This window comes from Actinomycetospora sp., from assembly GCF_055612215.1.
The window spans coordinates 1-3250 of the sequence record NZ_JBVPVA010000716.1 but is presented as its reverse complement, the minus strand read 5'-3'; the positions used below and the strand labels follow the sequence as shown (position 1 = coordinate 3250).

The window sequence follows — 3250 nt, the reverse complement described above, 5'->3', positions numbered from 1 at the left end:
CGGGGTCGGCGGGCGGGGCTCCCGGGTGCGGGGCACGGTCGGTGCCCCGCCCCGGGACACCGGCAGCGGATCGGTGTCCGCCTCCGGGTCGACCGCCCCGGGCCGGACGGCCGGGGCGATGGGCGCCCCGGCCGCGCGACGGCCCGCGGCGTGACGGGGCCGACGGCCCGGCAGCGGGATCGGGCCCGTCCGATCGATGCGTCCGCGCCCCTCCCGCTGGAGCAGCGACTCGACCCTCACCCGGCCGCGGAGGCGAGCTGGGCCTGCAGGGGCATCTCGAACGACTGTCCCTGACAGGAGTTGTCGGGATCGTTCACCATCGTCGCCGTGAGCGGGTACGAGGCGGAGCCGTTGGGCGCGATCGTGCCGGACGGGTTCGCGACGGCTGGGCTGGTCACCGTGGCCGCGGGGCAGCCGGCGGCGGTCGCCTTCGACGCGCTCGAGCTGATGCTCACCACCTTCACCGAGTAGGGGTTCGGGTTGTTGATCGTGACCGTGTAGGTGCTCGTCGAGCCCGGGTAGAGCTGCGCCCCCTGCGAGCTGGCGCTGATCGTCGAGCTCACCGCGACGCTCGACGTGGTCGCGCCGCTCCCGGACCCGCTCGACAGGTACGCGGCGAAGGCGACGCCCGCGCCGGCGAGCACGAGCAGGACGCCCCCCAGCACGGCGAGCCGCTTGCGATTGCGCGTCATGGACTTCCTCGACCTCCAAGTCGTGCGCGGGACGTGTCGATCACGTCCCACGACGACGGGACCCGGAGGTCCACGGCTCCTGACGCTGCGTCACCAGATGGTGTGGGACGGTGAACCCGGCGGTTTCAGAAGTAGTCGCCACGTCCGGATGCCAGCGGAGCGTCGTTGCTTGCATCCAGTGGCAGGAAAGCCGCGTCGTCGACCGCCTGGTTCTCCGAAACGGCCCCCGCGCCGACCCGCCGCCGGGAAGCATCCGGACCCGTGGCCGGTCGCCGGGAGCTCATCGAGTCCGAGGACTTCGCGCGCCGCCGCGGCGTGGCCGCCCTCGTGCGCGGCGACGCCCTCGCGATCGAGGACGTGCCCCGCCGCCCGAACGCCGGGCTGCTGCTCGGCCTCGTCGTCGTGGTCCTCGTGGCCGCCGGCTCCGCCGCGACCGCCTTCCTCACCGGCCGCGCCCCCGACGGTTGGCGCGACGACGGGAGCCTCGTCGTCGACCGCGAGACCGGCGCCCGCTACCTGGCCACCGGCGGCCTCCTCCGCCCCGCCCCGACGCTGACCACCGCGCTGCTCGCCGGGGCCCGGCGCGCGCCGGTGCTGGTGCCGCACGCCCGGGTGCTGGGCGTGCCGGTCGGGACCGCGCTCCCCGACGACGGCGCCCCCGAGCTCCCGCCCGGCCTGCCCGCCGCGCCGCCGGCGCTGGCGGCCTGCGCGACCGCGCCCGACCGGGTCGCGGTCTTCACCGGCGTCCCCGGCGGCGGCCCCGGCCCCGGGACCGGGTTCCTCGCGCGGCCGACCGGTGGCATCGAGATCGTGCTGGTCACCGGCGGGCAGGGCCACCATGTCGACCCGGCGGCCCTCCCCGCCCTGGGCTACGCGCCCGCCCAGGTCCGCGACGTGCCGGGGGCCTGGCTCGCGCTCCTGCCCCGCGGCGGCGACCTCGCCCCCACTGCCGCACCCGGACCCGTCGTCGTGACCGACGCCGGCGCGCGCTACGTCCTGGACCGGGGCCGCGCCCGGCAGGTCGCCGACGACACGAGCGCGCGGCTGTTCCCCACGCCCGCCCGCACCGTCGACGTCGAACAGATCCTGGACCTACCGGCCGGGCCGCCGATCGGGCTGCGCGACGTGCCGAGCGAGCCGCCCGGCGTGCCCGCGCGCGAGTCGGCCGCCGTGCCCTGCGTCGACGGCGGGGGCGACGCCCCGCGGCTGGTGGTGCGCGCCGACGCGACGGACACGACGACGCGGGCCGCGCCGGAGCGGGTGCTCGCGGACGGCGACCGACGGGTGCGCGTCACCTGGCACGTCCCGCCGGGCGGCGGGGCCCTGCTCGCGCCGCCGGACTTCGACCGGGAACGCCCGCCCGGTGCCGACCGGGACGAGGGGATCGTGCTCGTCGACGGCGGGCTCGGCTTCCCGGTCGCCGACGACGAGGCGCTGCGCGCGCTGGGCTACGACCGCGGCCGGGTGCTGCCGATCGGCCGACCGTGGTTCGCGCTGCTCGGGGCCGGGCCGCGGCTCGCGGTGCCGGACTGACGGCGCGGGTTTTCCCAAAGCGCACCCACGGCCGCAGCGGCTCGGTCACCGTGATCGGTGTTGGAACGACTTCCCGGGAGGAGACCTCATGGCGGGGCAGTACGACGTCTCGACCGACACGATGGCGCAGGCGGGGCAACGGATGACGGCCAACGTGGCCGACATCCGTTCCGAGCTCACGGCGCTGCGGGGCAGGCTCGGGGCGCTCGAGGGGCAGTGGATGGGCGACGGGAACACCGCGTTCACCGGGGCCCACGCGCGCTACGAGGCCGCGAACCAGAAGCTGAACCAGGCGCTCGACACCATCAGCACCCTCGTCGCCCGGGCGCGCGAGGGCTACCGGACCAGTGACTCCGCGGCCGGTCAGCGCCTCACGCAGTCGGGCGCGGGCATGGACGACGTCACCGTCCCCGGGTTCTGAGAGGACTCCCACCATGGCCGACCGGATCAAGGTCTCCTTCGGTGCGCTCGACACCGCCGTCGCCGACCTCGACGGCGGGGTGCAGCAGATGGGGCAGCGGATGCAGCAGCTCCGCTCGGACATCGCGCCCATGCTCGCCACCTGGGACGGGGCCGCCCGCGAGGCGTACGCCGCCGCCCAGCAGCAGTGGGACTCGGGGTGGAGCGACCTGCAGTCCGCGCTGGGTCAGCTGCAGCAGGCCACCGCGAGCTCGAACGAGGAGTACGCCGCGACCGAGCGCTCGGCGGCGCAGTCGTTCCAGGCGTAGCGGCTGCCCGGGCGTGAACCGCCGGGGCCGGCGGGTCCCCCTCACCCGTCGGCCTCCGGCACCCACGCCACCTGCACCAGCTCCGGCTCGGTACGACGCGTGACGTACTGCGCCCGCCCGGCCGGCAGCGGCGTGGCGCGAACCCCGTGCAGCAAAGCGCCCTCGTCGCGCGGCCCGGAGAGCAACAGGCCCGGGCCGCCCAGCTCCCGCAGCCGGCGCAGCACCGGCTGCATCAGTCCTCCCGCCGCGCCCGCGGCCGACCGGGCGAGCACGACGTGCAGTCCGATGTCGCGTCCC

At 76.5% G+C, this 3250-nt stretch carries 5 protein-coding genes; 3 read left to right on the top strand and 2 right to left on the bottom strand.

Annotated features, from left to right (window positions below):
• Positions 1-236: 236 nt before the first annotated feature.
• Positions 237-692, bottom strand: a complete 456-nt coding sequence (locus AC0CYZ_RS19635) for a hypothetical protein (RefSeq protein WP_472218372.1) — start codon at positions 690-692, stop codon at positions 237-239.
• Positions 693-953: 261 nt separating this feature from the next.
• Here AC0CYZ_RS19635 and AC0CYZ_RS19630 point away from each other — a divergent pair, with 261 nt between their 5' ends.
• From AC0CYZ_RS19630 to AC0CYZ_RS19620, 3 genes are all read left to right on the top strand, one after another.
• A complete protein-coding gene (locus AC0CYZ_RS19630; RefSeq protein WP_472218370.1) occupies positions 954-2225 on the top strand; it encodes a type VII secretion protein EccB in 1272 nt (423 codons plus the stop codon).
• A gap of 88 nt (positions 2226-2313) precedes the next feature.
• On the top strand, positions 2314-2646 hold the full coding sequence (locus AC0CYZ_RS19625) for a WXG100 family type VII secretion target (RefSeq protein ID WP_472218369.1): 333 nt from the start codon (positions 2314-2316) through the stop codon (positions 2644-2646).
• Positions 2647-2659: 13 nt separating this feature from the next.
• The gene (locus tag AC0CYZ_RS19620) at positions 2660-2953 is read left to right on the top strand and encodes a WXG100 family type VII secretion target (protein WP_472218367.1); all 294 of its coding nucleotides are present in this window, start codon (positions 2660-2662) and stop codon (positions 2951-2953) included.
• 41 nt (positions 2954-2994) lie between these two features.
• On the opposite strand, the gene AC0CYZ_RS19615 is transcribed toward AC0CYZ_RS19620, so the two are convergent.
• A partial coding sequence (locus AC0CYZ_RS19615; protein WP_472218365.1) for a hypothetical protein occupies positions 2995-3250 on the bottom strand: 256 nt, incomplete at its 5' end.

Coding starts and splice junctions, on each gene's coding strand:
- AC0CYZ_RS19635 (WP_472218372.1), bottom strand. CDS start 692: ATGACGCGCAATCGCAAGCGGCTCGCCGTGCTGGGGGGCGTCCTGCTC.
- AC0CYZ_RS19625 (WP_472218369.1), top strand. CDS start 2,314: ATGGCGGGGCAGTACGACGTCTCGACCGACACGATGGCGCAGGCGGGG.
- AC0CYZ_RS19620 (WP_472218367.1), top strand. CDS start 2,660: ATGGCCGACCGGATCAAGGTCTCCTTCGGTGCGCTCGACACCGCCGTC.